At 65.8% G+C, this 916-nt stretch carries 2 protein-coding genes; both read left to right on the forward strand.

The window, feature by feature from the left end; genetic code table 11:
- Positions 1-53 precede the first annotated feature (53 nt).
- The gene (locus AX735_RS04700) at positions 54-479 is read left to right on the forward strand and encodes an organic hydroperoxide resistance protein (protein ID WP_066276392.1); all 426 of its coding nucleotides are present in this window, start codon (positions 54-56) and stop codon (positions 477-479) included.
- A partial coding sequence (locus tag AX735_RS04705; protein ID WP_082750932.1) for a MarR family transcriptional regulator occupies positions 476-916 on the forward strand: 441 nt, incomplete at its 3' end. The genes AX735_RS04700 and AX735_RS04705, both read left to right, overlap by 4 nt.

Genomic DNA, 916 nt, shown 5'->3' on the forward strand with positions numbered 1-916 from the left:
CAATATAATTGCTTCCTATCTATCGGTCATACACGGACAACAAGGAGCAGACCATGAGCACTCTCTACACCACGCGCGTCAACGCCTATGGTGGCCGCAGCGGTACCATCAAGAGCGAGGACGGCATTCTCGACCTCGCACTCGCCATGCCCACGGAGCTGGGCGGCAAGGGCGGCGCGACCAATCCCGAACAGTTGTTCGCCGCTGGCTATGCCGCCTGTTTCGAGAACGCCGTCATCCATGTGACGCGCGGCAAGGCCGACAAGGTCAAGGATAGCGATATCGAGGTCGCAGCCGAAGTCAGCCTGCTGCCGACCGAACAGGGCGGCTTCCAACTCGCGGTCGCGCTCGAGGTCGAGATCACCGGGGTCGACCAGGCGAAGGCCGAGGAGATCGTCCGGGCGGCGCACGCGGTCTGCCCCTATTCGAACGCGATCCGCGGCAATGTTGACGTCAAGATCAGCGTGTTCGCGCAATGACCGGCAAGGTGGCAGCGCCGGGCGATGATCCGCTTCTGCTCGATCGGCAGGTGTGCTTTCCGCTCTACGCTGCCACCAACCTGCTGAACCGGCTGTACGGCCCGGTGCTGAGGCCGCTGGGGCTCACCTATCCGCAATATCTGGTCATGCTGGTGCTGTGGGAAGAGGAGCCGCAGACGGTCGGAGCGCTGGGTGCGCGGCTCTATCTGGACAGCGGGACGCTGACCCCGCTGCTCAAGCGGATGGAGCAGGCGGGTCATGTCAGCCGCACGCGCGATGCCGAGGACGAGCGGCGCGTGCTGATCGGCCTGACCGAGCGGGGCAGGGCGCTGCGCGCAGACGCGCTGCACGTGCCCGAAACGATCGCGGGCGGTCGCTCGCCCGAGGGGCTCGACGAGCTTCGCGAGGGCGTGCGCAAGCTGGTGGCGATGCTGGCC

Origin of the sequence: Blastomonas sp. CCH1-A6, assembly GCF_001556365.1 — a bacterium.
GTDB classification, from domain to species: Bacteria; Pseudomonadota; Alphaproteobacteria; order Sphingomonadales; family Sphingomonadaceae; genus Blastomonas; species Blastomonas ursincola.